Source organism: Lysinibacillus sp. FSL K6-0075, assembly GCF_038592945.1.
Taxonomy (GTDB): Bacteria; Bacillota; Bacilli; order Bacillales_A; family Planococcaceae; genus Lysinibacillus; species Lysinibacillus fusiformis_F.
Window position 1 is genome coordinate 4,684,075 of the sequence record NZ_CP151947.1, and the last position, 24,726, is coordinate 4,708,800.

Sequence of the window (24,726 nt, forward strand, 5' to 3'; positions counted from 1 at the left end):
CATAAAGGGGTGAATCATCAATGGGTAACTTAACACATGTTTATACGTTACAAAATATCTCTTATGCAATTCAATCATCAAACACGCAGTTGATTAGTAGTGATTTCTATACACTTTTCATCGTAATGAGTGGCAGTGGAAAGCTAGAAATAGATCCTAACACCATACATCTTAGTGAAGAAAAGTGCATATTGATACCGCCCAATAACACGGTTAGTATTCACATCCAAAGCAAGCACCTATGTTATTATCAATTACAATTCAACATTGTCTATCTCAGTAATAATCAGACTATTTCTAACCATTTTACGCGTGTTAAAGAGCAACGTCTCCTCCCCGTTTCGCAATGTCACAGACTGCTAGAAGCCATTTATCAAAACCGCCTAGCGGAGGATGAGCATACGATTTTTGAGCAGCATGTGCACTTTCAAGAGCTGATGTTATTGCTCTTACATCAAGCTATACCCAAGCAGGTGCAAAAAAATGATCGCCAATCTGTTGAGCAGTCCATTAACCACTTACATAAACATTTTGAAAAAGAGTGGACGGTTGAGCAGTTGGCCGAATTAGCCGATGTACCAAGATGGAATTACACCCGCATTTTCAAAGAGATTACGGGGCAAATCCCTCTTCACTATTTAAATAACATTCGTCTTGAAAAAGCTAAGCAATTATTAATGACGACAAATGATCGAGTATTTGAAATTAGTCAGTCTGTCGGATTTAATAATGAGTATTATTTCAATCGTCGTTTTAAAGAACAGGTCGGCATCTCTCCAGGGCAATATCGAAGAAATCAAAGCAGCAATCTACGTGTATTTGCACCATTTTTAGAAGATTTCTTTGTCGCCCTTGGGATTACGCCAATTGCTCAATTCAGTCATTCAAAATGGGGAAAACAAGACTATTTAGGTCTCCAAGAAGTGCCAGATATTGATGTACAAAATAGAGAAATGGATCGACTTCTTCACTATAAACCAACTTTAATTATGCTAGATTCTGGTGTGGAGCGTTGGGAATCCTTTCATCATTTAAATGAGGTAGCTCCTGTCTGCCATATCTCACATCCTGGTGAGAACTGGCAATCTACTTTATTTAAAATTGCTGATTTAACAGGAAAGACCTCCTTGATGCAAGACGTGGTCCTACAATATGAGGATAAGGTACAGCAAGCAAAAGAAATTCTTAGCAAATCCGTTTATGGGCAAAGTGTGGCATTTCTCCGTATTTCAGCCATTGGCATTACCCTATACGCTGGTCCTGAATGTGGCTATACGGGGCCCATTTTATATCGTGACTTAGGTTTAATGCCACATCCACTGGTATGGAGTATTCCGCACAATCAACGTAAAGCACAACTGACGTTTGATCAATTGCTGCAATTAGACGCAGATCACTTGTTTATTACATTTGATAAACAACATTCTATTTATGAAAATGAGGAACGTGCTATTTTAAAAACGCCCACTTGGAAAAACCTAGCCGCAGTTAAAAGTAAATGTGTCTATGAAGTAGACTTTTTAACATGGATGAATTATGGCATTTTATCACATAGTAAAAAAATTGATGATGTCTTGAATATCCTAGGCTAAACAAAAAGGAAGCCCACTATAGCTTCCTTTTTCAATGTTTTAGGACAAACTTGATACTGAAAGTAACACCGAAAGCCATTTGGCTACATAAGATAAGATATCAGCTATAGGATAGGAGGAATTACATTGTATTACAATCCTTATCCGTACTTTGTTCATCCCTATCATTATCCAACGTCGCCATCCGTCCATCAGCTTGCCGTAAGACCTATTCCTCAACATTTAGCAATGCCGACCACTAATCCCTTTCCACCTGTCGACACACATAAATTGAAAATTTCAGCTACACGGATAAAGGCGATGATGCAGCAAGCTCAATTACTTACGGATAAAATTGATAGCTCCCAACAATTTGCACATGATCTAATGAATGCTGCACAGCTTTCAAATAAAACAGAGGTTGATAGATTAATCACATCAACAGGCATCACGATGAAATTTGAAGCAAACTATACACCAGATAGTTTTAGAATACGTCTTATTGATCATGATTGTTGTGGAGTAACCTTAAATTTAAATTGGTGAAAAAACTTTAACCTTGTATCCCTAGTGAACTTGTAAACTATAAAAAACTATGCTAAAGTATTTGTATTGTTATTTCTGAAAATTCTTATATCACTTTTCTTATCAAGAGAGACGGAGGGATTGGCCCGATGAAGTCTCAGCAACCAGCTCAACAGTATGGTGCTAATTCCAATTGGCAAAATGATCCGCCTTGAAGATGAGAAGAAGAACTACCGTTGTTAATGCAGGAGTCCTCTTCTATAAGGGGACTCCTTTTATTTACCACTAATTTCAACAGAAAGCAGGGAAATTGATGTCTAATGAACTTTTACAAGCTTTGCAATTATTAAAATCAAAACAATGGGTTGATTTAACACATACATTCGGCCCTAATTCACCACATTTTTTTATGTTTGAGGACGCTAAATTTGAAACATTATTCTCTCATGAGGATGGTTTTTTTGCCCAACAATTTACGTTCCCTGGTCAATATGGCACACATATCGACCCACCTATTCATTTTGTACGAGACACTCGGTACTTAGAAGAATTAGAACTAAAAGAACTCGTTCTTCCCCTTGTCGTCATTAATAAATCACAAGAGGCTGCTAGCAACCATGACTTTTCATTAAGTGTTGAAGATATTCGTGATTTTGAAGCCCAGCATGGAGAAATTGAAGCAGGAACATTTGTAGCATTACGTACAGATTGGAGTAAGCGCTGGCCAGATAAGGAGGCATTCAGTAATAAGGATGCAGAAGGACATAACCACATCCCTGGCTGGGGTTTAGAGGCTTTACAGTTTTTACTAAAAGAACGCAAGGTAAGCGCAATTGGTCATGAAACATTCGATACGGACTCTGCCGCTGATTTTCGTAAAAATGGCAAGCTAGATGGCGAATATTTCGTGCTTGAACAAGACACCTATCAAATTGAGTTAATGACTAATTTGGACAAGCTACCTGCGAAGGGTGCTATCATCTTCAATATCGTACCTAAGCCAGAAAAAGCATCAGGCTTCCCTGTGCGCTCATTTGCTATTTTGCCATAACATAAAAGTCGGTATAGCGTATACCGACTTTTATTTTTGTCCATTTCTTTTTTTGAATAAAAAGTAAGCAATAAGCATTCCTAGAATAAACAATAGGATGAGATAGATACTATAATGGGTTAAATAGTATCCAACAAATCGCCATTTCTCCCCAAGCATCTTTCCTAATGATATAAATGTGAACGTCCAAATAAATGCACCTGTATAGGCAAAAAGCGCAAACTTCCTATAAGGATAATTATTAATAGCTGCAATATATGCTGTCAAATGACGTACCCCAGGAATAAAATAGCCAATTAATAATAAGGTAGGTCCAATTTTTGTAAACATCTTTTTCGTAAAATCAATTTTTTGCTCTGTAATATGAATTTTAGGGCCATATTTCTGCAATAACGGTAAGCCAAAACGATAACCGATATAGTAGCTTAAAGTAATGCCTCCAACTGCACCAATCATTGCACTGACTAAGGCAGGAATGTGTTCAAGGCTTTCTCGGTAAACACTATAGCCTACATAAGTTAAAAAGACCTCATCAGGAAGTGGCAACCCAACAATGCCTCCAATTAGAATTACGATAATCCCAAAGTATCCGTAATGTTCAATTAGAGACTGCACGTGTTGTGCCATAAATCATCCCACCTAAAATTTATTAAAATCGACCTGCTATATAAGTTTCATGACAGTCTAACCTCAGCACTCTAAATGACTTGAAGTTGACGTAAAGCAAAATTGACACCGCCATCAGTAGATTTCTTTGTAACAAAATTGGCAGCACTTTTTAGAGCTGTGCTACCATTTCCCATGGCAATCCCTAACCCTACATACTCTAACATGTCAATATCATTATCCCCATCGCCAAAGGCAATGGCATTCTCAGGGCTAATGTTAAAATAATCCAGTACCGCTTTAATAGCTAATGACTTCGAAACATCCTGCTGTAATACATTCACAATATAAGGATGCCATCGCTGCAAAAATATATTCGAAAATTGGCTAGCATATCTTTTTTCAGCCAGCTCATCTGCATATAGACACATGAGAAAAACCTCTTCATCTACAATTGTTTCATTTACAAGTGGAAAATCCCGTAAAGATAAAGTTTCTTGCATCGCTCTTAAAGCTACTGGACTTTGTATGCTATTCATGGACAGTTGCTCTGTAAAAAATGTTAGGCTATGCTGTTGTTCCTGCGCAAAAGCCTGTACATTTTGGACAATATCTTTAGCAATGGGTGTTTTATGTATGACAAGATCCTTATGTTTCACATAGGCTCCATTTGCTGTAATAAAGGTTTCAATCCCCAGCTCTTTTAACTCAGAGCACATGGATAAAGGTCTTCCGGTAGCCGCTACAAGATGGATTCCCTTGTCTTGCAATAGCTGAATAGCCTGTTTTGTACTTTCTTCCACACAGCCATCCTCATAATTAATTAATGTGCCGTCTACATCAAAAAACACGATGTTATATTTCATTTTGAGTCCCCCTACATAAATAGTAATTTAGAACCACAAGAATCAAGTTTATTATTTCTTTTCCATGAAATATGTGAAAGTATTTTGACAAACTTTCAGCAAACTATATAACTTCCATTCGCAACACCGATAAAAACTATTACAAGCGTATTTATAATAATATTTAACTAATAAATCCATGAATATTTTTATTTTAATAATTCTAAAGGAGTATACCAAAGAACTCAAAATTGTTAAAATAAAAGATAATCACTTAAATACATTGAACGATAAATTCTTACGTATAAATAGAACAAAAGAAATAAAATTCTAGAGCACGCAAAGGAGTTGATTCTTATGGCATTTAACATTTACTACTATGAAAGTAGTGTAGATTGTAAATTTTGCAAAAAGCAGTTTACAACATATAAAGTTCGCCCTAATCGATATAAAATTATCGAAGAACAAACGGATTTCATGCCTGTTTATGATGGCCTAAACCCTTTGCTGTATGAAGTTGCCGTGTGTCCACATTGTGGCTATGCCTATCATAAATCTATGACACGGACATATGGACCTTTCATGCTACTCATTGATGAACTATACATTAAAGAGCTCCAGAAACCTATGGATATCTGTCAGGAACGTACAATTGATGATGCCATTATCAGTTTTAAGCTCGCCTATTTAGTATCCCGTGCATCAATGGAGGAAGCTCTTTTAATGGCGAATTTCGCTCTAAAAATTGCTTGGCTCTATCGATTAAAAAATGACGAAGAATCCGAAAAGCGCTACCTTTTTGCAGCTAGAGACTTTTATAGTAAATCCTTTGCCTCAAATCAAGAAGGTGGAGAGAGAATTCAGTTTTTACATGCTGAATTAAGCCTTCGACTTGGTGATATCCCTGAAGCTAAAAAAGGATTTTCACGCTTAATCGCTGATCGAAATGTTTCGGCGAAATATCGCAAGCTTGCACGTAATCGTTGGGAAAATTATAAATATGATGAACAACCTATAACAATTAATGAAATCATTAATTAATGGGACGAGGAGATGATTAGTTATGTTGCTATTTCAAAAGAAAATTGACGTGAGAGAAGAGGATATATTTTCAGAGTTACATCATTTTTTATTAAGAAAAAATAATCGCTACTTAACAAACGATGAAGTTGTCGCTTTAACAGGCGTATCATCCGAATTGCTCTACAAATGGGTAAAAGCAGGGAAATTAAAGAACTCCATTTTCCCTAATCTAGGAGCCCCTTGCGAACGATGTGGGCAGATTACACAAGCTAAAATTTGCGTAAGTTGCTCTTCCTCCATTGTTGGTACATTAAAACAAGAAGAAAAGGATCATGCGTGGTTTAACCAAATTCAACGTAACCATGTAAGGGCAAGTACGTATCACTATAAATAGCATTCGAACATCTCCATTTGTGCTAGTTCCCTTCACAAACGGAGATGTTTTTTTATTACTACCAAATTTCCTAAACTTTAAGTCCCTGTGAATTATTTCACTTTTTTTACTTCCATCATAATTTTGGTTACATACTCGTTTTCTCTATTTTTCATTACGGCATCATAAATGTATTCCTCGTATACATATTGGCCTAGCTCATAACCCTTTTCATGCATGACATTAAATAACCGTGTGTAGGTCTCACCAAGTTTTGAAGAGGGGCCAACATGATAACCAATCACAAATTCACCCTCTATCGCCTTAAAATAAGGATGCCCTTCTCTTGGATGAGGTTGCTCAATATATAAATAACTATAGTTATCGTAATTTCCAGCTAACACTTGCTCTCTTCTTGTTATCCCTCCAATGGGATACCCCGTATCTAATTGAGAGCGATCCAATTCCTCAATAAAGTCAGATACAGCCTTCACAAACTGCTCTTCTGTAGAATTCTCGATATTTTTACTCAAATATAATGTATCTTCAGGAAAGTACTCAATCGTAATGTCCTTAAAATTTAGATGCAGTGCTTCCTCTGTCGTTTTGATTTTGACATCAATAATATTCTCAATCATTTCTAGTTCTCTACGTTTCTTCGCAACATGCTCTTTTTGTTGATGCATCAATTCTAAAAAATTTTCAGGTGATTTCTCTGCCATATACTGCTGAATATCCTTTAAAGACATCCCCACTGCCTTTAATAATTCAATAACACCGAAAAAATCATATTGAGCAAGTGAATAATACCTATAATCCTTACTATCCTTCATGATGGGAGATAATAAACCAATTTGATCATAATAAATAAGTGTCTGTTTATTTACCTTACATAATTTAGCAAATTCTCCAGTTGTAAAATATTTTACATTTTTATTAAGCATTTTTTGAGTTTCCTCCCTTGACTATATAGTTACTATATACTTTAGATTGTACCTATTCAAAATAAAAATAGAAAGGTTTTGACATTATGTTCACGGAGATTCGTGACATTACAGCTTTTAACAAGAAAGAAATTTTAGCATTACGCATCGCTGACAATCAGCAACATTTTATTGAATCTACAGACCAATGCTTAGCAGAGGCGGAAATGGATCGACGTTTTACACCTTTAGGTCTGTATAAAGATAACACCGCTATAGGCTTCGCTATGTATGGCATATTCCCTCATAATGATTACAGTCAACGCGTATGGCTTGATCGCTATCTAATTGCAGAACAATACCAAGGACAAGGTTTGGGAAAACATTTTTTACAGCAGCTTATTCAATATTTAACAGTAAAGTTCAACTGTCTTCAGATATATTTAAGTGTTTATGACAATAATGCTGTAGCTGTCCAGTTGTATAAACAATTCGGTTTTATATTTAATGGTGAGCTAGATGATAAAGGGGAAAAAGTAATGGTTTTGGAGGTGCATGCTTATGACAACCATTAATCCAATTGAAACAAGACCACTGAAACCATTATTTTTATCATACTTATTCCCCGCAATGATCGGGATGCTTTTGATGTCCATCAATATTTTGGTAGATGGCATTTTCGTTAGTCATGGCGTGGGACCTACAGCTTTAGCTGGAGTGAATATAGCCGTTCCTATTTTCTCCATTTTGCTTTCGATTTCTCTATGGATTGGTATGGGAGGGGCTACCCTTTTCTCGATTTCTTTAGGAGAGGGCAATAAGCAACGTGCTCATCAACTATTTACACTGTCGTTCTCTACAATGCTAGTGGTTGTCATCACGATTATTGGATTCCTCGCGTTAAATTTAAAGGACATTTCTTATATATTTGGGGCGAGTGATGATACCTATCCTTATGTGCAGGAGTATTTACATGTTATTTTGCTCTTTGGGGTGTTTTACACGATTGAAAATCTTTTAAGTATTTTTATTCGAAATGATGGCAACCCAAAGTTAGCTATGCTGGGCTTAATTACAACGTCTGTTTTGAATATACTCTTAAATTATGTTTTTATCTTCGTACTAGATTATGGTGTGACTGGCTGTGCCTTAGCAACAGCAATAGCTACAATTATAGGTACATCTGTGCTATGTCTTCATTTTTTCCGTCCACAAGCTGAGTTAAAGTTTGTCACTTCCTTTTTTAATCTATCAGATCTAAAAAAAATGTTTGCTGTAGGTTTACCTAGCTTTATTGTTGAAGCTTCTGTTGCTGTTATTATTATTTTGTATAACGTTACCTTTTTACATTATCTAGGTGCAAATGGCGTTACAGCCTATGCAATGGTCAATTATATCCATACTGTCTTGCTAACTATTTTTCTTGGGGTTGGTATGGCCCTACAACCATTAGTTAGCTATCACCACGGGGCAAGGTTGCTAGAAAGATTAACAGCTTTACTAAAAATCGCCTTAGCTACTGCATTTATTTTAGGGTTAACGACTGCCCTTATAGCTCTTCTTTTCCCTTCACAATTAATGGCTTTATTCGGAGATAGCTCATTTGAAATTCGCAGTATGGCAGCACAAGGCTTTGTGCATTTCGCCATTGGCTATGTATTTTTAGGAATCAACATGGTGTTCGCAGAATTCTTTCAATCCATTGAAAAAATTCGTATTGCCACAACAATTATGTTACTACGTAGTATTATTTTATTTATCCCTACTCTCATCATACTACCTAAGGTACTTGGCTCACAGGCGATTTGGTGGACCTTCCCAGTAGCAGAAGGAATTACAGCCTTGCTTATTTACCTATACATTAGGAAAAATCCAAGAACCATTTCTTCTCCTGAACATGCTTAAAATAAAAGGGGGCCTCATCAGGGTCCCCTTTTATTTCCTAACAGCCATTTTTTAGTAAAACTACCACTATCGTCAGCAGTATCTAAACTTGTATGCTACATAAAGTACATCTTTAATTTGAAGGTTGCCTAGCAAAATTGCATTTTTAGTGTGCCTCTTCCTTCTTCAATAACTACTTCACCAACTGCTCCATTCACTAGAATTAATTGTGGGGGTACGTGTCCAATATCTACTTCATAGAAAACTGGTATTTTCATATCATCAAAGATATCTTGTAGTGCATCCGCTAATGTAAAGTCCCCTAGATTTTCATATAGTCCTGCTCTCCCGATTAGGACACCATTACATTTATTGAACCAACCATTATACTTTAGTTGCCACAAAGCTCGGTAAATTTTTGCTGCATCCATACCAACACTTTCTAAATACCATATTGTTCCCTCTTCAGAACAATATTCGTTAATAAAGGATTGGACGTAATCGAAGGGTGTACCTATAAGAATTTGCAATGTATTTAAACAGCCACCTATCAACCTACCTGTCATACGATTACTAAACTCTTGGTTTAGAACTTTCCATTCGGTTGCATTGTCGAAATAGAATCCTGTAGCTGGATTTTTATAAACTTGCTCCCAGCTCGATTGAAAATAGTTAGAAGAGCTTTGAGTTATTGAATGACCAACCTTACATGAAATCACATCTATCCATTTAGAAGAAAGTTCATCCCATTGAGGTGCTGATAATTCAGTAAAATTCACTCCATGTGCAGATGCGTATCCTGTCTTGGTTGTGTATACAAAAGATAAAGTACTAATATCTGAATAGCCTAATATCCATTTGGGACCTGCTTTTTTTAATTCGTCCCAATCGATTAGAGGTAATATCTCCATTAGAAAACTGCCCCCCCATGGTGGCATAACGACATCTATACTCTCATCCAATAAATAGTCCATCAGTTCAGAGACGCGCTTTTCTTTTGTTGTACTTCTACCTTTAAACTGCGTCCAGGTAGTATTTCCAATAATAACTTTCATTCCTCTTTGTATTAATTGTTTTTCAGCCTCTGTTATTAATAGATGAAGATGCTGTTCAACTCCACTAGATGGTGCTGTCACGCCAATCGTTAGAGGCATTTTTAAAGTAGGATATTGTATTTTCATTTACCATCTCTCCTTTACTCTGCAAAAAAGTGACTGTTTCTACAACAGCAAACCGATTCTAGGTCTCTTTATTCGTTTTGCTATATCAGATTTAGAATGCATTTTAACTAATGATACAGCAGTGAAAAATTTCGAGACTATTTCTGTCCTTCACACAAAAATAAAGTAATAAGTAATTTTTACCAATTATACTTGCGTTAAGAAAAAAAACCAACACAAAAATCTGTGCTGGTTAAATTTCTAATTTTGTAGTTTCATATACTCATCACGCAACATACTCATAATGATTTCATCAGAAAAAGTATTGTTCATAAACAGAGCCTGTCTCAAAACACCTTCTTTTTTAAACCCGACCTTTTCATAGGATTTAATTCCTCTACTATTATGTGAGTAGACCTGTAATTCTAAGCGGTTCAAATTTAGCTCCTCAAATGTAAATCTTTGAGCAAGTCTAACTGCTTCTGACCCAAAACCTTTACCACAATCCTCTATACCATGTAAAGCTATACGGAACATCGCCTTTTTATTATCTAAATCCACTTCCATAATCGCCAAATCGCCAATCACCTGATCATTATCGACTAAGCAAATAGCAAAATCATAGCGAGAAGAATCTCCTTTAAAGCGTATAATAGCCTCTTTGATTTGTTCCTTTGTTAAAATGTTCCGTGTTCCGGTCATATACATGATTTCTTCATTTTGAAAGCATCTTACAATACTATCGCTATCATCCTCACGAATTTCTCTTAAATAAACCTGTTGACCTTTTATCATTCTAAACACCTCTTGTGCATTAAACATACTAACATTAGTAGTACAAACCAAGGCCATGGTTTGTGCTACTATTTTTTTATAGTAGAAGTGAAGAAAAGCCGACCAGCCTCTGGGACCATTTGTGAGTCCGTATATTAAACCGGCTAACTTCATGCCCTTATATGAATCAGTTTAGTATGTTGGGTCCAAGAGATCGTGTATAAGAAAGTGGAATCGATAAGGTACTGTGAAGGCTTCTATGATTGGTCAAAAGGAGAAGAATGAGATGAAACATGTCATTGCGTTAGATGTCAGTAAAGGAAAAAGTACTGTTGCGATTTATGATGGTCACCGCCAATGTGAATTCGAAGGTGTGCTACTTCATACACGCGGTGATTTTGAGCGATTACACGAACGAATAGTAGAGATGTCAAAACAAGATGGACAAGCACCAGCTATCGTATTTGAAGCAACAGGTACCTATTCAAAACCTATCGAAGCATTTTTCAAAGATTACGGCTACGCATACTGCCGCATGAATCCACTTGAAGCGAATTTACAGATGGCAACGATGCGTCGTCATAAAACCGATATTAGTGATGCCCATGAACTTGCGAAGACTCATTTTAAAATGGAACGCGAAATAACGTACATACAAGACGATTATTATGAACAGATGCGTGCACTGACTCGTTACTACGATGAAATTGATGAAGAAATCATTTTACTCAAAAGTAGAATGCATGCCATTTTACAGCTGAGTTTTCCAGAATTAGAAAAGCTGATTACACCGAGTTCAGCACTATTTTTAAATATTGTACAACTCTATCCACACCCCGCACTTTTACAAGCCCATTCAAAAACGATGATTAAAAATCGTTTAAAGGCCAATACGCGAAAAAACCTCTCGCTAATGCGTGCGGAGGCTAAAGCTATTACATTATTAGAAGCAGCTGAAAATAGTTACCCCGCGATTAAACCAACAGATATTCGTTGTGATCAAGCACGAGATTACGCAGCTCGCATTGCGGATTTACAAGAGAAGAAAGATACGCTTGTGAAACAGATGGTGGAATTGTCGGAAGGACGAAAAGAATATCTAGTATTTCGATCGATTCCTGGAATTGGCGATTCAACGGCGTGCCGATTAATTGGAGAGATTGGTGACATCCACCGCTTTCAAAATGCGAAACAACTGAACGCTTACGCAGGCATTGATATTATGCGGTACCAGTCTGGGAATATGCAATATCGAGACAGAATTAATAAACGAGGAAACAAACATTTACGAAAGATTTTATATTTTATGGTGTGCGCAATGCTTATGGCTAAAGGAAAACCGAATCATTTTGTGGACTATTACTACAAATTAAAAAAGCAACCTCAGAGGAAGCCTCATAAGGTTGCGATCATCGCCTGCATCAATAAGTTTCTGAAAGTGACATTTCAGTTACTGACGCGTGGCATTCTTTACGATTATGAGTCCGCACTACCAGCTCAGAAATCGTAATCACCTACATAGAACTATATCATAATGACCTTTCGAAAAAAATAAAAATCGTCAGGTCTTTTTGGCGTATCTAAAAATGAGTGTGAAGTGATGAGGGATATCCCTCACCACTTCACACTCATAAAAATATAAATTATTCATTAAATAAAGTTGACTAATCGTAAGAAATAGAGGCTGGGACAAAAAGAAAAAATGTTAGACCGATTGCATTTGGGTCTAACATTTTTTTGATTTAGGAAGGAGCACTCTACTCATTGAAGCGAAAAAGTTATTATCTGTTTTCGTTATTTTTCAAAATAATCGAGTTCTGTCCCAGCCTCTTTGTTAGAACTATTCTATTTGTTTTTCAGTGGGTACCTTCACCGATTTCTTCACAGGGTCTTCCGAGGAAGTTACACCTAGAATATCAAGCAGGAACATAAATAGTGGAATACCTATGATTAGTCCCCATACACCCAGGAAATGCTCAGAGAAGAGAATGACCATAAACGTATAGAAAATCGGTAAATCTGTTTTTGCGGACATAAGCTTTGGATTTAAGAAGTAAGCTTCAATAGCATGCAATACCATGACAATGACTAAAATGTAGACGATGTACATCAAGCCACCAATGCTATAGGCGATAATACTTAATGGTATTAACGAAATGATAACTCCTGCGACTGGAACTAAGCCTAAAATAAAGAGCATAATCCCAAGGGCAATCAGATGTGGGAAGCCCATAATAGAAAGGGCAATTACTGATAACACACAGTTGACTGCAGCAATAATAAATTGTGCCTCAATTACTTTTCCAAATGAGCGGATGAATATTCTTGAGAAATAATGAAGTTCATCGTAAAGCGCACCAATTTTACTATCCTTAAACTTGGCTGTAAATTCAATAATACGATTCTTTTCTAACAAGATGAATAAACTTAATATTAGAGAAATCAAAATTTGCATAATGATTTTACCAATATTCGTAATATTTTTAAGAGTTAAATCCACACCTTGCTCTAAATATTTCCCCAGCTCTATTTTCTCAAAAGTTGGTGCTAAGTATCTCGCAATCTCATTGTCATCTGGATCGAGATTAAAGCTTGCAATGAGGTCGAAAAGCTGCGTGATTTGCTGGGTCACAATCGGTAAATATTTGTAAATGACTGCTACAATACCCGCAACAAGTAAAAGGTATAACGTTACCGTCACAGCTTTTTCATTCATCGGCGTATATTTTCTTATGCTTTTCGTAGTCTTCGTAGTAAGCTGGTTCATCAAATAAGTAATAATAAACGTAAGTAAAATTAGATTGATCATACTACGCATTAAATATAATGCAAGAGCAATCCCAACTAGAATAATAAAACGCTTAAATCCATTACTCCGAAAGAAATTATTCATTTATTCACTCCTTCTACAAAACGGCCTCGCTGCCTCTGCTACCTAGGGCTACACTATAAAATTGATTTATAACAATACGCATCATTCTTATGTAAAAATTTCCCTCTCATTTAATGAGTATAGCCATCTACCTTCAAAATAAGACGAAATTTATGTTTCTTTTAGAAGTGTCTGTATAAAACCTTAGGCGGGGGTGAAGTGAATTGTATGTCTTGTCAAATTAAAAAGTCGATACTTTTATCCTTTGTGAAAGCTTTACCAGCGTATTAGCCTAAATTCTATAAATCTATTATAACCCTTTAAACCCGCATATCCAATTTGTATGTTCTTTTATAATGGTATTTGTATAGAACTTTTATCAACTGTTACATTATGCTATTTTGATTAGAGATATAAATTAAACAGAGACAAGGACTGATTCTATGAAAATTGCGAGAAACCCTCAGAACATTCATCCACCCGTTGCTCCTTATGTTCATCAAATTGAAGTGACTGACCCACAGCGATGGTTAACATTATCTGGACAAATCGGCATGATGCCAGATGGAACTATACCTGAAGATGCAACAGCTCAGTTGAAGGTGGCACTAGAAAATATTAAAAAAAATCTAGATAGTGCCGATATGGAGGTTCAAGATATCACAAAGCTCGTATTTTATTTAGTGGGAGATATGGATGCTAATCAACGAAAGGAAATGATCAGTGACTTTTTCGGGGAACATCTTCCATGCACAACATTAATGTATGTCGTTGCACTCGCTACGCCTGCTTTAAAGGTTGAGATTGATGCATGGGCTTGTAAGGAATTATAAGCTCATATTATGTTGAATGTTATAGAAATATGTGAATTGTTTATAGAAAACACCCCTTTAGATGGCTCTAAAGGGGTCGCATTTTATTATTACTCTTTATCAGTAGAGCTTATTTTAGCATGTTTATAGCCATACAATAAGTAAACAACTAAACCTATGAACAGCCAAATGAAAAAGCGTAGAATTGTAAATAGTGGAAGACTAAAGATTAGCGCTAATGAACCCCCAACCCCAACGATTCCTACAAGCCAGATTGCTGGAACTTTAAACGCACGTGGTTGTTCTGGTCGTGTGTAACGAAGAACAATTACACTAACTGTCGTTAAAGCAAATGCTGTTAGACCCCCAATGTTAGCAAATTCCGCTAATTCACCGATAGATAAAAATCCTGATAATAAAATACCTGTCAATACAACAATGACAATTGATAATACAGGTACGCCAGTCTTTTTATTAGTTTGTGCAATTCGCTCAGGGAGAAGTCCATCACGGCTCATCGCAAACAGAACACGTGTAGCACTCGTTGTATTAGCAATCATTGTTGCAAGTAACCCAAAGATAACTGCTACAGCAATAATTGCACCTCCCCACTGAATTCCAACAGATTGTAAGGCAAACACAGTTGGGTTTGGAACATCTAAATCAGGGAATGGTACAATCCCTGTCAAAATTGCTGCTACAAGAGCATAAATAAGTGTTAAAACACTTAGTCCCCCAATTAATGCTTTTGGTATTGTCTTTTGTGGATTTTTCACCTCTTCAAGTACTGTTGTCACCCCATCAAAACCTGTAAAGGCAAAGAATACTAATGCTGCTCCTGCCATGACACCCGACCAACCAAATGGTGTAAATGGCGTCCAGTTTACAGGATTCACATGGAAAGTTCCTATAGCAAGGAACAAGATAATCGCTCCAACCTTCGCAATTGTAAATAATGTATTTGAACGACCAACATTTTTAATACCGCTTAACGCAATCCAAGCTACGATCAACCACCCAATGACTGCTGGTAGATTGACTATTCCGCCATGTGCAATATCTTTTGTTAGAACTGCTGGTAAATGGATACCGATCGATTGTAAAAATGAATCTACATAACCGCTCCAGCCAACAGCCACTGTACTAGCAATTACGGTAAATTCCAATAATAAATCCCATCCGATCATCCATGCAATAATTTCACCTAATGCAATATAAGAATAGGTGTAAGCGCTTCCGGCGACGGGGGCCATTGCTGCAAATTCAACATAAGCTAGTCCAACAGCAATTGTCACTAGTCCACCAATGAGGAAAGAAACAATTACCCCTGGACCCGCATGTAAAGCAGCAGTCGTTCCAGGCAATACAAATATCCCTGCCCCTATTGTAGCCCCTAAAACATATAGCATTAACTGCCATGATCCCAGTTCTCGCTTAAGTTTAAAGCGTTCTACTTCAGTTATCTTATTGGCCTGCTCGATTGACTTTGTTCGTAGAAAATTCGCCATAATAACCACTCCACTTTCACTAAAAGATAGTTTCTATCATTTTTATACATTTTTAATAATAATTAGTATATTATATAATTTTCTAAATATAGTCAATGATTAGATTATTATAATAATTCATTTTTATTAGAATAATTTGTGTGCCATCATAAATCAATCTGTTTTATTAAATTTTTTCTTTCCTCATGAAAATGAATCGCAAAAAACCCTTTAAAATATTATTATAAAGGGTTACAGAAACTACTTAATTTTATACTTTTAATAGTTTTATCCATTCATTTAAGCAATGTCAGCGTCGTTGCAATGGCATTATCAACAAATGAACGTTGTGGCTGGGATTTCAGCATAACTGTTAAACCTATTAACGCAACAATTAATGCCTGCGCTAAAGATTTTGCATCCGTGTCTTCCTCTAACTCTCCTGATTGAATTCCTCGTTCAATTGTCTCCTGAAAAATTACTGATAGATAGAGTTGATGCTCTCTCGTCAAGATTTCGAACTTCTCGTCATGTGGCGCTAATTCAACCATTGTATTGATACAAAAGCAGCCATTACTAAGATCTTTCGTATATTCAGCAGTAATTACTTCTTCAAAAAATATAGAAAACGCCTGTTTTACGGAGGTATAACTTTGAAGTTTAGCCCGTATTTCGGACGCCCGTGATGTGGTATATCTACGAAGTGCCGCTTCAAATAGCTCCTTTTTATCACCAAAGGTTGAATAAATACTAGGACGCTGAATCCCCATTCTAGCTGTAAGATCACTTAAAGAAGTTGCTTCATATCCCTTCTCCCAAAATAACTGCATTGCTGCCTCTAACACTTTTGCCTCATCAAATTCACGAGTTCTTGCCATTATTGATACACCCCCATTAGAAAGAAATAGTAAGTTAATCACTATATTTTACAATACCAAACAGTATGTAATTATTTTATATGTGGCTCTTTTTATTGTCAATTTCATTTCATCAATCGAATTAAACAAAAAATAAATTCCAAATAAATATTGACAAAACAAATATAGTTAAGATATATTTACCAATAATTATTTTATACCGAACGGTATGTTATAATTACAATTCAATTAGGAATGGAGGTTACAGTGTGGACAAAGCAAATGATGCACTTCATATAAATCAACCGTCTTCTATGCCCCGAGCTGTAACATTATTATTCGCTACAGCCTGCGGAATGTCTGTCGCCAATATTTATTTTGCTCAGCCGCTGCTAGATGAATTATCTAATGATTTTGCTATTGATCAATCGATTATTGGTTTGATTATTACTATCACGCAAATTTTTTATGGTCTAGGCTTACTACTTCTAGTACCACTTGGAGATTTACTAAACCAACGACGCTTAATTATTGGACAAATGCTATTATCCACCGTGGCTTTGTTTATAGTCGCTACTGCCTCCTATGTTGTAGTGCTATTCGTGGGTATGGCCTTAGTTGGTCTACTTGCAGTCGTGACTCAAACCCTTGTGGCGTTCGCTGCAACTATAGCTTCCTCTACAGAACGAGGTCGTGTCGTAGGCATTGTTACAAGTGGCATTGTCATTGGCATACTACTTGCTCGTACCTTTGCTGGGTTAGTAACAGACCTTGCAGGGTGGCGCTCTGTCTATCTAGTCTCCGCCGCTCTGATGCTTCTAATGGTTGGGATGTTTATAAAAGTGTTACCACGGGACGAGCGTGAAGTAAAATCACTATCCTATCTTCAGCTAATTCAATCCGTGTTCACGCTGTTTATTCAAGAACGAACATTACGTATCCGCTCTATTCTAGCTATGCTGATTTTTGCCGATTTCAGTATTTTATGGACGCCACTGGTTCTGCCACTTAGTGCACCACCATTAGCTCTATCACACACTGTAATTGGCGCTTTTGGTCTTGTTGGAGTGGCTGGTGCATTAGCTGCCGCACAGGCGGGGAAATTTGCTGACCAAGGCTATGGTCAACGAACGACAGGTATTGCTTTAACGCTTTTACCTATCTCCTGGATATTTATTAATTATTTAGAAAAGTCGTTCTTGGCATTAATTATTGGGATTGTGTTGCTTGACTTAGCAGTGCAGGCGATACATGTCACCAATCAGACAATGATTCTCCCATTGCGTACAGAAGCACGAAGTCGACTGACCGCAGGCTATATGGTGTTCTATTCTATTGGCAGTGCTAGTGGTTCAATCGCTTCAACTCAAATGTATGCGCATTTTGGTTGGGGAGGAGTTTGCTTACTTGGCGCCTCGATTAGTACAATTGCTCTTCTTTTTTGGGCAACTACAAAACGATTTACAAATTCAATTGATTCGGAGAGATAACAAATGGAAATAGGAATTACTTCTTTCGTAGAAACAAAACCAGACGTTCACAGTGGTGAAGTAATTAGTCATGCACAGCGTTTACGTGAAGTTGTAGAAGAAATCATTCTTGCAGATCAAGTAGGATTGGATGTCTTTGGCATAGGCGAGCATCATCGCGAAGATTATGCTGCATCCTCTCCCGCAATGGTACTATCTGCCGCTGCTTCCCAAACGAAAAACATTCGACTCACAAGTGCAGTAACTGTCCTTTCTTCGGCTGATCCTGTACGTGTCTTTCAGGATTTTGCCACATTGGATGGACTATCAAATGGACGTGCAGAGATCATGGCAGGTCGTGGTTCCTTTATCGAATCCTTTCCCTTATTTGGCTACGATTTACAGGATTATGATGAATTATTTGAGGAACATTTAGACTTACTACTCAAAATTCGTCAGTCTGAGAAAGTAGTTTGGGAAGGTAGACATCGACCAGCAATCAAACATTTAGGTGTGTATCCTAGACCGGTTCAAGAGTCTCTCCCAATCTGGGTGGCTAGTGGAGGAAATCAACAATCTGCTATGCGTGCTGGCCTTTTAGGATTACCCCTTATGCTAGCAATTATTGGTGGCAGCCCAATGCAATTTGCACCGATTGTACAGTTATATAAAAAGGCAGCGCTTCATGCAGGTCATGATTTATCAAAACTTCAGATAGGTTCTCATTCAATAGGTTTTGTTGGACCGAATACGGAATGGGCAGCAGACACATTTTTCCCATCAACAATGGCTGGTATGAATAAATTAGGCAAGGAAAGAGGCTGGCCTTATTATGACCGTTCTAGTTATGATGCTGCAAGAAGCTTTGAAGGAGCATTATATGTTGGTGATCCAAATACAGTTGCTGAAAAAATTATTCATCTTCGTAAACATGTAGGAATTACACGGTTTATGCTATACGTGCCTTTAAGTACCATGCCACATGCTCAAGTCATGCAAGCTATAGAACTACTTGGAACAGAAGTTGCTCCTCGTGTACGTGAGGAAGTCGCCAAATGGGAAGCTGAAATGGCTCTAGAAGGAAAGCCATTTCTTTAAGATTTTATTATTCAACAGGAGGAATTTATATGACCATTATTAACCGAGTCTTACCAGAATTAAGGCAGGCTTACTCAGAATTTCCTGGCTTTCGATTGGAGGAGGATTTAACTTGGAGTCGAAGTCTCTTGTCCAATCCACCTTCGAAAAAATCAGAACATGTAATTACGACCAACCGTATGATTCCTAGAGGTGACGGGAATGAAATGCTGGTTAAAATCTATGAGCCAGCTAAACGGAAACAGGATAAACTTCCAGCTATGCTTTGGATTCACGGAGGCGGCTTTGTCATGGGACACCCTGATATGGATGATGTTTTATGTGAACGCTTTGTTGAGACAGCTAACTGCGTTGTCGTATCCATCGATTACCGACTAGCGCCTGAACATCCCTACCCAGCGGCTATTGAAGATTGTTATGCTGGATTAGTTTGGATGACTAATAAGGACCAATCACTTGGTATCGATGTCAAACGGGTGGCAATTGCTGGTGCAAGCGGTGGTGGAGGATTAACAGCAGCACTTGCATTAATGGCTCGTGATAAAGGAGGACCAGCAATTATATTCCAGATGCCACTGTATCCGATGCTTGATAACCGAAATATAACACCTTCCAGCTATGAGATTATTGATGATCATGCAACATGGAGTAGAACAAATAATTTGACTGCTTGGCGTTGGTACTTAGGAGAAGAAAAGGACATCAATGCCCTTTCCCCGTATGCGGTCCCTGCAAGAGCTGAAAACTTAGCAGGATTACCGCCAACCTATATATGTATCGGCCAGCTTGATTTATTTCGTGATGAAACCATTGATTATGTAACACGCCTTGCACAGGCAGGAGTCGATGTTGAATTCCACCTCTACCCTGGCAGTTACCATTGTTTTGAGGTCTTTGTGCCTGAAGCAAAAGTAAGTCAGCAGGCTATTCAGAATTATTTAGATGCCATGGCACGCGCACTCAATTTTTGATTAGCACTTCGGCTTCTAATAAAAAGATAAAAAATGCGAAAATGTTAGCTATCAACATTTTCGCATTAATTGTATATCTATTGTGGACTTTCTATCTCAAAATCCCGCCAACTTTAGCTTAGTTTGATCCCGCAAGCCTGCTTATTCAAGCTCACGTACTTTAATCGGGATTAATGTTCTTTCTAGTTGTTCACGATGCTGCTCGTACTGAGGTGGCAACATTAATTGGCTACCCATTGTCTCTGGTGTCTCGTCATGAGCAAATCCAGGAGGATCTGTAGCGATTTCAAATAAAATTTCGCCAGGTTCACGGAAATAAATTGCATTAAAATAATGACGATCCTTTACTTCCGTTACATGTTGTCCTTGATTCATCACATACTCTTGCCATTCTAAATGATCTGTATTATCTTGAGCTCTCCACGCAATATGGTGAACCGTCCCTACACCCATTTGACCACGTTGACCTGCAGTCGTTTTTAAATCCACTGTATTGCCGATTTCTGCACTAGATGTAAAACGCGTATAGTCACCTTCTGTCGCTACTTTTTCAAGACCCATTACCTCTGTTAAAACTTTTGCAGTTTCTTCTGGATGACTTGAGTATAGTGTAGCCCCACCAAAACCTTTAATAGCAACCTCTGGTGTCACTTCACCAAATGTCCATTCGTTGAACTCGCCTTCCGCACGTGCCACGAGTTCAATATGCAAACCATGTGGATCATCGAATTGAATGACTTGCTCACCAAAACGTTCAGCTTTTTGGAAAGGAACCGAGAATTTCGCTAAGCGATTAACCCAAAATGGCAGTGCCCCTTCTGGTACAACATACGTTGTAACGCCAACCTGACCATCACCAATACGTCCTTGATAAGCATTAGCCCAAGGGAAGAAGGTAATGATTGTTCCTGGTTTCCCACCTTTGTCACCGAAATATAAATGATATGTGCCAGGATCATCGAAGTTTACTGTTTGCTTTACTAAACGTAAGCCTAATACGCCTGCATAAAAATCAATATTCTCTTGCGGATGTCCTACGATCGCTGTGATATGGTGAATACCTGCTGTATGTTTCTTCATGTTAACAAGCCCTTTCATGACTATTTTTCTCACCTATACTGTGCCCAATTAATATCTACCTCAATCTGTAAATCTTAGCGAATTGTATATAACGCCTTAGACCATGGGATTAATTGATCTAACATTTGATTCACTGAATCCGTTTGAACATCTTTTGGTTTAAAGTCTGTTCCATTCTCAAAATCTGTGAATAAAGATAAGGCTGGGTGAACACGTACGTCTGCGATTAAAAGCTCTCCCATAATCCCACGTAGATGTTCCGCTGCACGAGCACCACCTACAGAGCCATAAGAAACGATTCCTGCAGCTTTGTTATTCCATTCAACACGTAAATAGTCTAGTGCATTTTTTAATGCCCCTGTAATGGAGTGATTGTATTCTTGTACGATGAACACAAAACCATCTTGTTTAGCAATAATTTCTGACCAAGCTTGTGCGCCCGAAGCATCCTGCCCTGGCTCACCTAATAATGGCAATTTATAATCAGCAATATCAATCACTGTATAGTTTGCGTCACCGCGTTGATCTGCGATTTCCTTTACCCATTGTGCTACTTGGGGGCTTACACGACCCTCACGAGTTGATCCAATAATAATACCGATATTTAATTCTGCCATTGTTTGTTCCTCCTCTTTTTTTGAGCTAAAAAATTTATTAAAAAACCCCATTATTATACCTCCTGACGAAGCTAAAGGTTCGAATTCATTTATCTTGAATTTATATATCTTGAATTCGAGATAATGATAACACGATATTTTTATAAACGTCAACAACTTTGTTTTTAAATTTAAAAAGGCAGAGAAAATTAATTCTCTGCCTTCCCTAAAAGCTTATAAACATGTGATGTTAAATAACGATATTGACTATCATTGGTATCTTGAAAAGCCTCTACTCTATTTGATTCAATGTCTTGGTAGTCGATTCGATATGGAGAAATCCTTTCTTTCTCCATTCATGACATTAGAAAAGTGCCAGCCCTCCTCGAGAAATGTCTTTCTAATTTTCTCCGCCAAGAATATCCTGTACAACTAATGAAGTGACGCTACATTGTCCTTTTGCAGGGTTGTCCACACATCATTTAGAACTCGATTGAATGGACCATGATTTTCTTAAAGCAGTTAATACGTCTTTTCCATGCTAAAATTCCTCTCAAACACTTTAAAATGGGACTTCATCCATTTTTATTGGCGTTGATTTCCCTACTACCCAATCATCTTTAATGGCACCATAGACAATACTATCTGTCACGGTACCATCTTCATTTTCCCAAGCATTTCTTAAATACCCTTCCTTCACAAAGCCAGCTTTACTAAAGCATTTTCGCATTCCGATATTATCAACTCTTGTCTAGCCTTCAATGCGAATCTTCCCTCTTTCGCCAAACAGGTATTCTTGTAGCCAATGAAGTGCTTTGACACCGTATCCTTTGCCTCGAACATTTGCATCTAAGCGCAGATCAAAAAGAGGGATCGTATCGTTTATATCATGAATAAAGATCACGCCAACTTTTTCTCCATCTTCAAGTATCCAATGTGTTTCACGATTGTTCTGATAGTATCCCTCTACGTATGCGGCTCGAACAGCCTCTTCTTTTATGTATGGATTGGTGTGATACAACCATTTATTTTGCGTTAACAAATGAACTAAATCATCAATTTCTTCTTTAAATAATTTGATTTCCATAACTATTTCCTTCCTTTATTTGTCCTCACATATATCTGAAAAAATAAAGTTAGTTTTTGTATGCGCATATGGCTGTAATGCATCAATAAACTGCTCTACATCAGGAAAAGATTGAAAATGCCCCTTTAATAAAAAACATGACTCACCTGAAATGCGATAGCAGAAGTCTATATTTGTATAAACCTTCAGATGTTCTTTAAAGTCTGCATAGCGGTTATTTTTGATTGTCGCTTCAACAATAGCGTCAATTGGATAACCCAATGCTTTTTTATTAATATCCAATGTATACCTCTTAATAACGTTCTGTTCCTCTAATTGCCGTATTCTTTCGCGAACTGCTGGTGCAGATAAGTGAACCCTTCTCCCTAGCTCGCTCATAGAAATTCGACTATCTTCTTTTAATTCTTTAAGTATCATTTCGTTAATGAAATCCATTTTGTAAATACCCCTTCTTTTTGAAGGAAAACAATCATATTTCCCTTCGAATTGATATGTTAACTTCGTTATGAACATTTTACACTAATTAATAGAAGGAGGAATGATTGATGACGCTTATTCAATTATATGACAAGGGCTTAACACCCTTTCAACAATTATTAGGCTACAACAAGGGAATTCAGCTGCACTGGCAGCAGTTGGGGGAGGTACTCGAAAAAGACGGGCATCTATCCGCTTCATTAAAAGAAGAGGTTCGAAAAACTTTAGCTCAAAAAAATGGCTGTCAGTATTGTCAGGCAAAAGGCAAGCCTGATCCCCAGAACTATGATGAGAAAACGGCAGTATGCACAGGTTTTGCGGAAGCATTCTTAGCTGCTAAGGGGCACACCGCCCCCAATGTCACGGCTGTCTTAAAGGATTATTTAACAGAAGCCGAGATTAGCGAGCTACTAGCATTTATTTGCTTCACGACAGCACAGCAATATTTTGGTGCTCTTATGCAATTAAAATAATAAGGAGCTAGGGGAGAAACCCCTAGTTCCGATTCACTCAATTCAATATGCTATCCTTTTAAATCGATTTTATTAGCTATATCTATAATAAATTTCTTACTCAACTCTTCTTTCATATTATTCTCAGCATCTACCATCACTTGCTCAATGAGACAGCCTTGATGATGGAAGGAATCTTCGTGATCAGAAGAACAACTAAATAATGAGGTTTGTCCTTCAATCGCATATATCACCTCTAAAAACGAAATTTCTTGGGGGCGCTTAGAAATACGGTAACCACCATTAACACCTGGATTCGACTCAATTAAACCTGCCTTCACAAGCTTTGTTAATATTTTCGATAGATAGGTTGGAGATAATTTTTGTACTTCTGCTAAAGACTCGACACTCATTGATTTCCCTTTAGGATTGCGTGTTAAAAACACCATTGTATGTAAAGCATAGTTTGTTGCTTTTGAATACTTCATCATTCATCACCCTTCATTCAGGACCTTTACTATCTGCAATTAAAACACATTCTACCATAATTAAAGAAAAAAGCATGTTTTGTATGAAAACACGCTTTCATGTTGTTGAAAAAAGATGATGTCAACGGCAGAAAAAGCAACTTTGCAAGGTGAGGGGTTGATTTCCGTTCCGCCAGCGTCCTTTCCAGGGAGCGTCCGATGAGCCGCTTCACTCACTTCCGTTCGCTCCAGGGCTCCTCTGTGAC

General features: G+C 37.4%; 27 protein-coding genes, 1 pseudogene and 1 riboswitch. Of the genes and pseudogenes, 13 read left to right on the forward strand and 15 right to left on the reverse strand.

Features of this window, described 5'->3' with window-relative positions:
- The first annotated feature begins 20 nt into the window (after positions 1-20).
- The 3 genes from MHB65_RS23555 (at position 21) to MHB65_RS23565 (ending at position 3,147) form a co-directional block, all read left to right on the forward strand.
- Positions 21-1,592, forward strand: a complete 1,572-nt coding sequence (locus MHB65_RS23555) for a helix-turn-helix domain-containing protein (protein ID WP_342441926.1) — start codon at positions 21-23, stop codon at positions 1,590-1,592.
- A 126-nt stretch (positions 1,593-1,718) separates the two neighbouring features.
- On the forward strand, positions 1,719-2,117 hold the full coding sequence (locus MHB65_RS23560; RefSeq protein ID WP_205446050.1) for a hypothetical protein: 399 nt from the start codon (positions 1,719-1,721) through the stop codon (positions 2,115-2,117).
- A 96-nt stretch (positions 2,118-2,213) separates the two neighbouring features.
- Positions 2,214-2,320, forward strand: a riboswitch (SAM riboswitch).
- 89 nt (positions 2,321-2,409) lie between these two features.
- Positions 2,410-3,147, forward strand: a complete 738-nt coding sequence (locus MHB65_RS23565) for a cyclase family protein (protein WP_342441927.1) — start codon at positions 2,410-2,412, stop codon at positions 3,145-3,147.
- A 30-nt stretch (positions 3,148-3,177) separates the two neighbouring features.
- Here MHB65_RS23565 and MHB65_RS23570 read toward each other — a convergent pair whose 3' ends face one another.
- Entirely contained in the window at positions 3,178-3,774 is a 597-nt protein-coding gene (locus tag MHB65_RS23570) for a DedA family protein (RefSeq protein WP_342441928.1), read from the reverse strand.
- Positions 3,775-3,845: 71 nt separating this feature from the next.
- The gene (locus MHB65_RS23575) at positions 3,846-4,619 is read right to left on the reverse strand and encodes a Cof-type HAD-IIB family hydrolase (protein ID WP_342441929.1); all 774 of its coding nucleotides are present in this window, start codon (positions 4,617-4,619) and stop codon (positions 3,846-3,848) included.
- 336 nt (positions 4,620-4,955) lie between these two features.
- Here MHB65_RS23575 and MHB65_RS23580 point away from each other — a divergent pair, with 336 nt between their 5' ends.
- On the forward strand, positions 4,956-5,639 hold the full coding sequence (locus MHB65_RS23580; RefSeq protein WP_205446054.1) for a DUF2225 domain-containing protein: 684 nt from the start codon (positions 4,956-4,958) through the stop codon (positions 5,637-5,639).
- 22 nt (positions 5,640-5,661) lie between these two features.
- A complete protein-coding gene (locus tag MHB65_RS23585) occupies positions 5,662-6,015 on the forward strand; it encodes a hypothetical protein (RefSeq protein WP_342441930.1) in 354 nt (117 codons plus the stop codon).
- A gap of 92 nt (positions 6,016-6,107) precedes the next feature.
- Here the strand turns inward: MHB65_RS23585 and MHB65_RS23590 are convergent, their stop codons facing one another.
- Positions 6,108-6,938: a MerR family transcriptional regulator gene (locus MHB65_RS23590; RefSeq protein ID WP_342441931.1), complete on the reverse strand. Its 831-nt coding sequence runs from the start codon at positions 6,936-6,938 to the stop codon at positions 6,108-6,110.
- 86 nt (positions 6,939-7,024) lie between these two features.
- Here MHB65_RS23590 and MHB65_RS23595 point away from each other — a divergent pair, with 86 nt between their 5' ends.
- A complete protein-coding gene (locus tag MHB65_RS23595; RefSeq protein WP_342441932.1) occupies positions 7,025-7,492 on the forward strand; it encodes a GNAT family N-acetyltransferase in 468 nt (155 codons plus the stop codon).
- Complete coding sequence (locus tag MHB65_RS23600) at positions 7,479-8,822, forward strand: MATE family efflux transporter (protein ID WP_342441933.1); 1,344 nt, start codon at positions 7,479-7,481, stop codon at positions 8,820-8,822. The genes MHB65_RS23595 and MHB65_RS23600 overlap by 14 nt, the downstream gene beginning before the upstream one ends.
- A 128-nt stretch (positions 8,823-8,950) precedes the next feature.
- On the opposite strand, the gene MHB65_RS23605 is transcribed toward MHB65_RS23600, so the two are convergent.
- Together MHB65_RS23605 and MHB65_RS23610 are read right to left on the reverse strand one after the other, a co-directional pair.
- On the reverse strand, positions 8,951-9,982 hold the full coding sequence (locus tag MHB65_RS23605) for a S66 peptidase family protein (protein ID WP_342441934.1): 1,032 nt from the start codon (positions 9,980-9,982) through the stop codon (positions 8,951-8,953).
- A gap of 240 nt (positions 9,983-10,222) precedes the next feature.
- Positions 10,223-10,756: a GNAT family protein gene (locus MHB65_RS23610; RefSeq protein ID WP_342441935.1), complete on the reverse strand. Its 534-nt coding sequence runs from the start codon at positions 10,754-10,756 to the stop codon at positions 10,223-10,225.
- Positions 10,757-11,021: 265 nt separating this feature from the next.
- Here MHB65_RS23610 and MHB65_RS23615 point away from each other — a divergent pair, with 265 nt between their 5' ends.
- Positions 11,022-12,245: an IS110 family transposase gene (locus tag MHB65_RS23615; RefSeq protein ID WP_342440652.1), complete on the forward strand. Its 1,224-nt coding sequence runs from the start codon at positions 11,022-11,024 to the stop codon at positions 12,243-12,245.
- A 330-nt stretch (positions 12,246-12,575) separates the two neighbouring features.
- Here the strand turns inward: MHB65_RS23615 and MHB65_RS23620 are convergent, their stop codons facing one another.
- On the reverse strand, positions 12,576-13,628 hold the full coding sequence (locus MHB65_RS23620) for an AI-2E family transporter (RefSeq protein WP_342441936.1): 1,053 nt from the start codon (positions 13,626-13,628) through the stop codon (positions 12,576-12,578).
- A gap of 422 nt (positions 13,629-14,050) precedes the next feature.
- Between MHB65_RS23620 and MHB65_RS23625 the strand changes: the two genes are divergently transcribed.
- Positions 14,051-14,440: a RidA family protein gene (locus tag MHB65_RS23625; RefSeq protein WP_342441937.1), complete on the forward strand. Its 390-nt coding sequence runs from the start codon at positions 14,051-14,053 to the stop codon at positions 14,438-14,440.
- 89 nt (positions 14,441-14,529) lie between these two features.
- On the opposite strand, the gene MHB65_RS23630 is transcribed toward MHB65_RS23625, so the two are convergent.
- On the reverse strand, positions 14,530-15,927 hold the full coding sequence (locus tag MHB65_RS23630; RefSeq protein ID WP_342441938.1) for an amino acid permease: 1,398 nt from the start codon (positions 15,925-15,927) through the stop codon (positions 14,530-14,532).
- Positions 15,928-16,202: 275 nt separating this feature from the next.
- Positions 16,203-16,784, reverse strand: a complete 582-nt coding sequence (locus MHB65_RS23635) for a TetR/AcrR family transcriptional regulator (protein WP_342441939.1) — start codon at positions 16,782-16,784, stop codon at positions 16,203-16,205.
- Between the two features lie 293 nt (positions 16,785-17,077).
- Here MHB65_RS23635 and MHB65_RS23640 point away from each other — a divergent pair, with 293 nt between their 5' ends.
- From MHB65_RS23640 to MHB65_RS23650, 3 genes are read left to right on the forward strand one after another with little or no spacing between them, the layout of a single operon-like run.
- On the forward strand, positions 17,078-18,253 hold the full coding sequence (locus MHB65_RS23640; protein ID WP_342443787.1) for an MFS transporter: 1,176 nt from the start codon (positions 17,078-17,080) through the stop codon (positions 18,251-18,253).
- 3 nt (positions 18,254-18,256) lie between these two features.
- Positions 18,257-19,330, forward strand: a complete 1,074-nt coding sequence (locus tag MHB65_RS23645) for an LLM class flavin-dependent oxidoreductase (protein ID WP_342441940.1) — start codon at positions 18,257-18,259, stop codon at positions 19,328-19,330.
- Positions 19,331-19,359: 29 nt separating this feature from the next.
- A complete protein-coding gene (locus MHB65_RS23650; protein ID WP_342441941.1) occupies positions 19,360-20,301 on the forward strand; it encodes an alpha/beta hydrolase in 942 nt (313 codons plus the stop codon).
- A gap of 141 nt (positions 20,302-20,442) precedes the next feature.
- On the opposite strand, the gene MHB65_RS23655 is transcribed toward MHB65_RS23650, so the two are convergent.
- From MHB65_RS23655 to MHB65_RS23680, 6 genes and pseudogenes are all read right to left on the reverse strand, one after another.
- Positions 20,443-21,381 carry a ring-cleaving dioxygenase gene (locus MHB65_RS23655; RefSeq protein ID WP_342441942.1) on the reverse strand — a complete coding sequence of 313 codons (939 nt, stop codon included), beginning with the start codon at positions 21,379-21,381 and terminating at the stop codon, positions 20,443-20,445.
- Positions 21,382-21,455: 74 nt separating this feature from the next.
- On the reverse strand, positions 21,456-22,049 hold the full coding sequence (locus tag MHB65_RS23660; RefSeq protein ID WP_205446069.1) for an NADPH-dependent FMN reductase: 594 nt from the start codon (positions 22,047-22,049) through the stop codon (positions 21,456-21,458).
- 137 nt (positions 22,050-22,186) lie between these two features.
- Positions 22,187-22,452 (reverse strand): annotated as a pseudogene (locus tag MHB65_RS23665) (hypothetical protein).
- Between the two features lie 87 nt (positions 22,453-22,539).
- Entirely contained in the window at positions 22,540-22,707 is a 168-nt protein-coding gene (locus MHB65_RS23670) for a hypothetical protein (protein WP_342441943.1), read from the reverse strand.
- A 21-nt stretch (positions 22,708-22,728) separates the two neighbouring features.
- Positions 22,729-23,064 (reverse strand): GNAT family N-acetyltransferase, encoded by a 336-nt coding sequence (locus tag MHB65_RS23675; protein WP_342441944.1) that lies wholly within the window; start codon positions 23,062-23,064, stop codon positions 22,729-22,731.
- Between the two features lie 15 nt (positions 23,065-23,079).
- Positions 23,080-23,499, reverse strand: a complete 420-nt coding sequence (locus tag MHB65_RS23680; RefSeq protein WP_342441945.1) for an Lrp/AsnC family transcriptional regulator — start codon at positions 23,497-23,499, stop codon at positions 23,080-23,082.
- Positions 23,500-23,609: 110 nt separating this feature from the next.
- Between MHB65_RS23680 and MHB65_RS23685 the strand changes: the two genes are divergently transcribed.
- On the forward strand, positions 23,610-24,014 hold the full coding sequence (locus MHB65_RS23685) for a carboxymuconolactone decarboxylase family protein (RefSeq protein WP_048393996.1): 405 nt from the start codon (positions 23,610-23,612) through the stop codon (positions 24,012-24,014).
- A gap of 50 nt (positions 24,015-24,064) precedes the next feature.
- Here MHB65_RS23685 and MHB65_RS23690 read toward each other — a convergent pair whose 3' ends face one another.
- A complete protein-coding gene (locus MHB65_RS23690; protein WP_342441946.1) occupies positions 24,065-24,484 on the reverse strand; it encodes an Rrf2 family transcriptional regulator in 420 nt (139 codons plus the stop codon).
- Between the last annotated feature and the right edge of the window lie 242 nt (positions 24,485-24,726).

Coding starts and splice junctions, on each gene's coding strand:
- MHB65_RS23555 (WP_342441926.1), top strand. CDS start 21: ATGGGTAACTTAACACATGTTTATACGTTACAAAATATCTCTTATGCA.
- MHB65_RS23670 (WP_342441943.1), bottom strand. CDS start 22,707: ATGCGAAAATGCTTTAGTAAAGCTGGCTTTGTGAAGGAAGGGTATTTA.
- MHB65_RS23655 (WP_342441942.1), bottom strand. CDS start 21,381: ATGAAGAAACATACAGCAGGTATTCACCATATCACAGCGATCGTAGGA.
- MHB65_RS23690 (WP_342441946.1), bottom strand. CDS start 24,484: ATGATGAAGTATTCAAAAGCAACAAACTATGCTTTACATACAATGGTG.
- MHB65_RS23620 (WP_342441936.1), bottom strand. CDS start 13,628: ATGAATAATTTCTTTCGGAGTAATGGATTTAAGCGTTTTATTATTCTA.
- MHB65_RS23680 (WP_342441945.1), bottom strand. CDS start 23,499: ATGGATTTCATTAACGAAATGATACTTAAAGAATTAAAAGAAGATAGT.
- MHB65_RS23660 (WP_205446069.1), bottom strand. CDS start 22,049: ATGGGGTTTTTTAATAAATTTTTTAGCTCAAAAAAAGAGGAGGAACAA.
- MHB65_RS23615 (WP_342440652.1), top strand. CDS start 11,022: ATGAAACATGTCATTGCGTTAGATGTCAGTAAAGGAAAAAGTACTGTT.
- MHB65_RS23580 (WP_205446054.1), top strand. CDS start 4,956: ATGGCATTTAACATTTACTACTATGAAAGTAGTGTAGATTGTAAATTT.
- MHB65_RS23570 (WP_342441928.1), bottom strand. CDS start 3,774: ATGGCACAACACGTGCAGTCTCTAATTGAACATTACGGATACTTTGGG.
- MHB65_RS23685 (WP_048393996.1), top strand. CDS start 23,610: ATGACGCTTATTCAATTATATGACAAGGGCTTAACACCCTTTCAACAA.
- MHB65_RS23675 (WP_342441944.1), bottom strand. CDS start 23,064: ATGGAAATCAAATTATTTAAAGAAGAAATTGATGATTTAGTTCATTTG.
- MHB65_RS23605 (WP_342441934.1), bottom strand. CDS start 9,982: ATGAAAATACAATATCCTACTTTAAAAATGCCTCTAACGATTGGCGTG.
- MHB65_RS23595 (WP_342441932.1), top strand. CDS start 7,025: ATGTTCACGGAGATTCGTGACATTACAGCTTTTAACAAGAAAGAAATT.
- MHB65_RS23640 (WP_342443787.1), top strand. CDS start 17,078: ATGCCCCGAGCTGTAACATTATTATTCGCTACAGCCTGCGGAATGTCT.
- MHB65_RS23610 (WP_342441935.1), bottom strand. CDS start 10,756: ATGATAAAAGGTCAACAGGTTTATTTAAGAGAAATTCGTGAGGATGAT.
- MHB65_RS23590 (WP_342441931.1), bottom strand. CDS start 6,938: ATGCTTAATAAAAATGTAAAATATTTTACAACTGGAGAATTTGCTAAA.
- MHB65_RS23630 (WP_342441938.1), bottom strand. CDS start 15,927: ATGGCGAATTTTCTACGAACAAAGTCAATCGAGCAGGCCAATAAGATA.
- MHB65_RS23650 (WP_342441941.1), top strand. CDS start 19,360: ATGACCATTATTAACCGAGTCTTACCAGAATTAAGGCAGGCTTACTCA.
- MHB65_RS23600 (WP_342441933.1), top strand. CDS start 7,479: ATGACAACCATTAATCCAATTGAAACAAGACCACTGAAACCATTATTT.
- MHB65_RS23625 (WP_342441937.1), top strand. CDS start 14,051: ATGAAAATTGCGAGAAACCCTCAGAACATTCATCCACCCGTTGCTCCT.
- MHB65_RS23585 (WP_342441930.1), top strand. CDS start 5,662: ATGTTGCTATTTCAAAAGAAAATTGACGTGAGAGAAGAGGATATATTT.
- MHB65_RS23565 (WP_342441927.1), top strand. CDS start 2,410: ATGTCTAATGAACTTTTACAAGCTTTGCAATTATTAAAATCAAAACAA.
- MHB65_RS23645 (WP_342441940.1), top strand. CDS start 18,257: ATGGAAATAGGAATTACTTCTTTCGTAGAAACAAAACCAGACGTTCAC.
- MHB65_RS23575 (WP_342441929.1), bottom strand. CDS start 4,619: ATGAAATATAACATCGTGTTTTTTGATGTAGACGGCACATTAATTAAT.
- MHB65_RS23635 (WP_342441939.1), bottom strand. CDS start 16,784: ATGGCAAGAACTCGTGAATTTGATGAGGCAAAAGTGTTAGAGGCAGCA.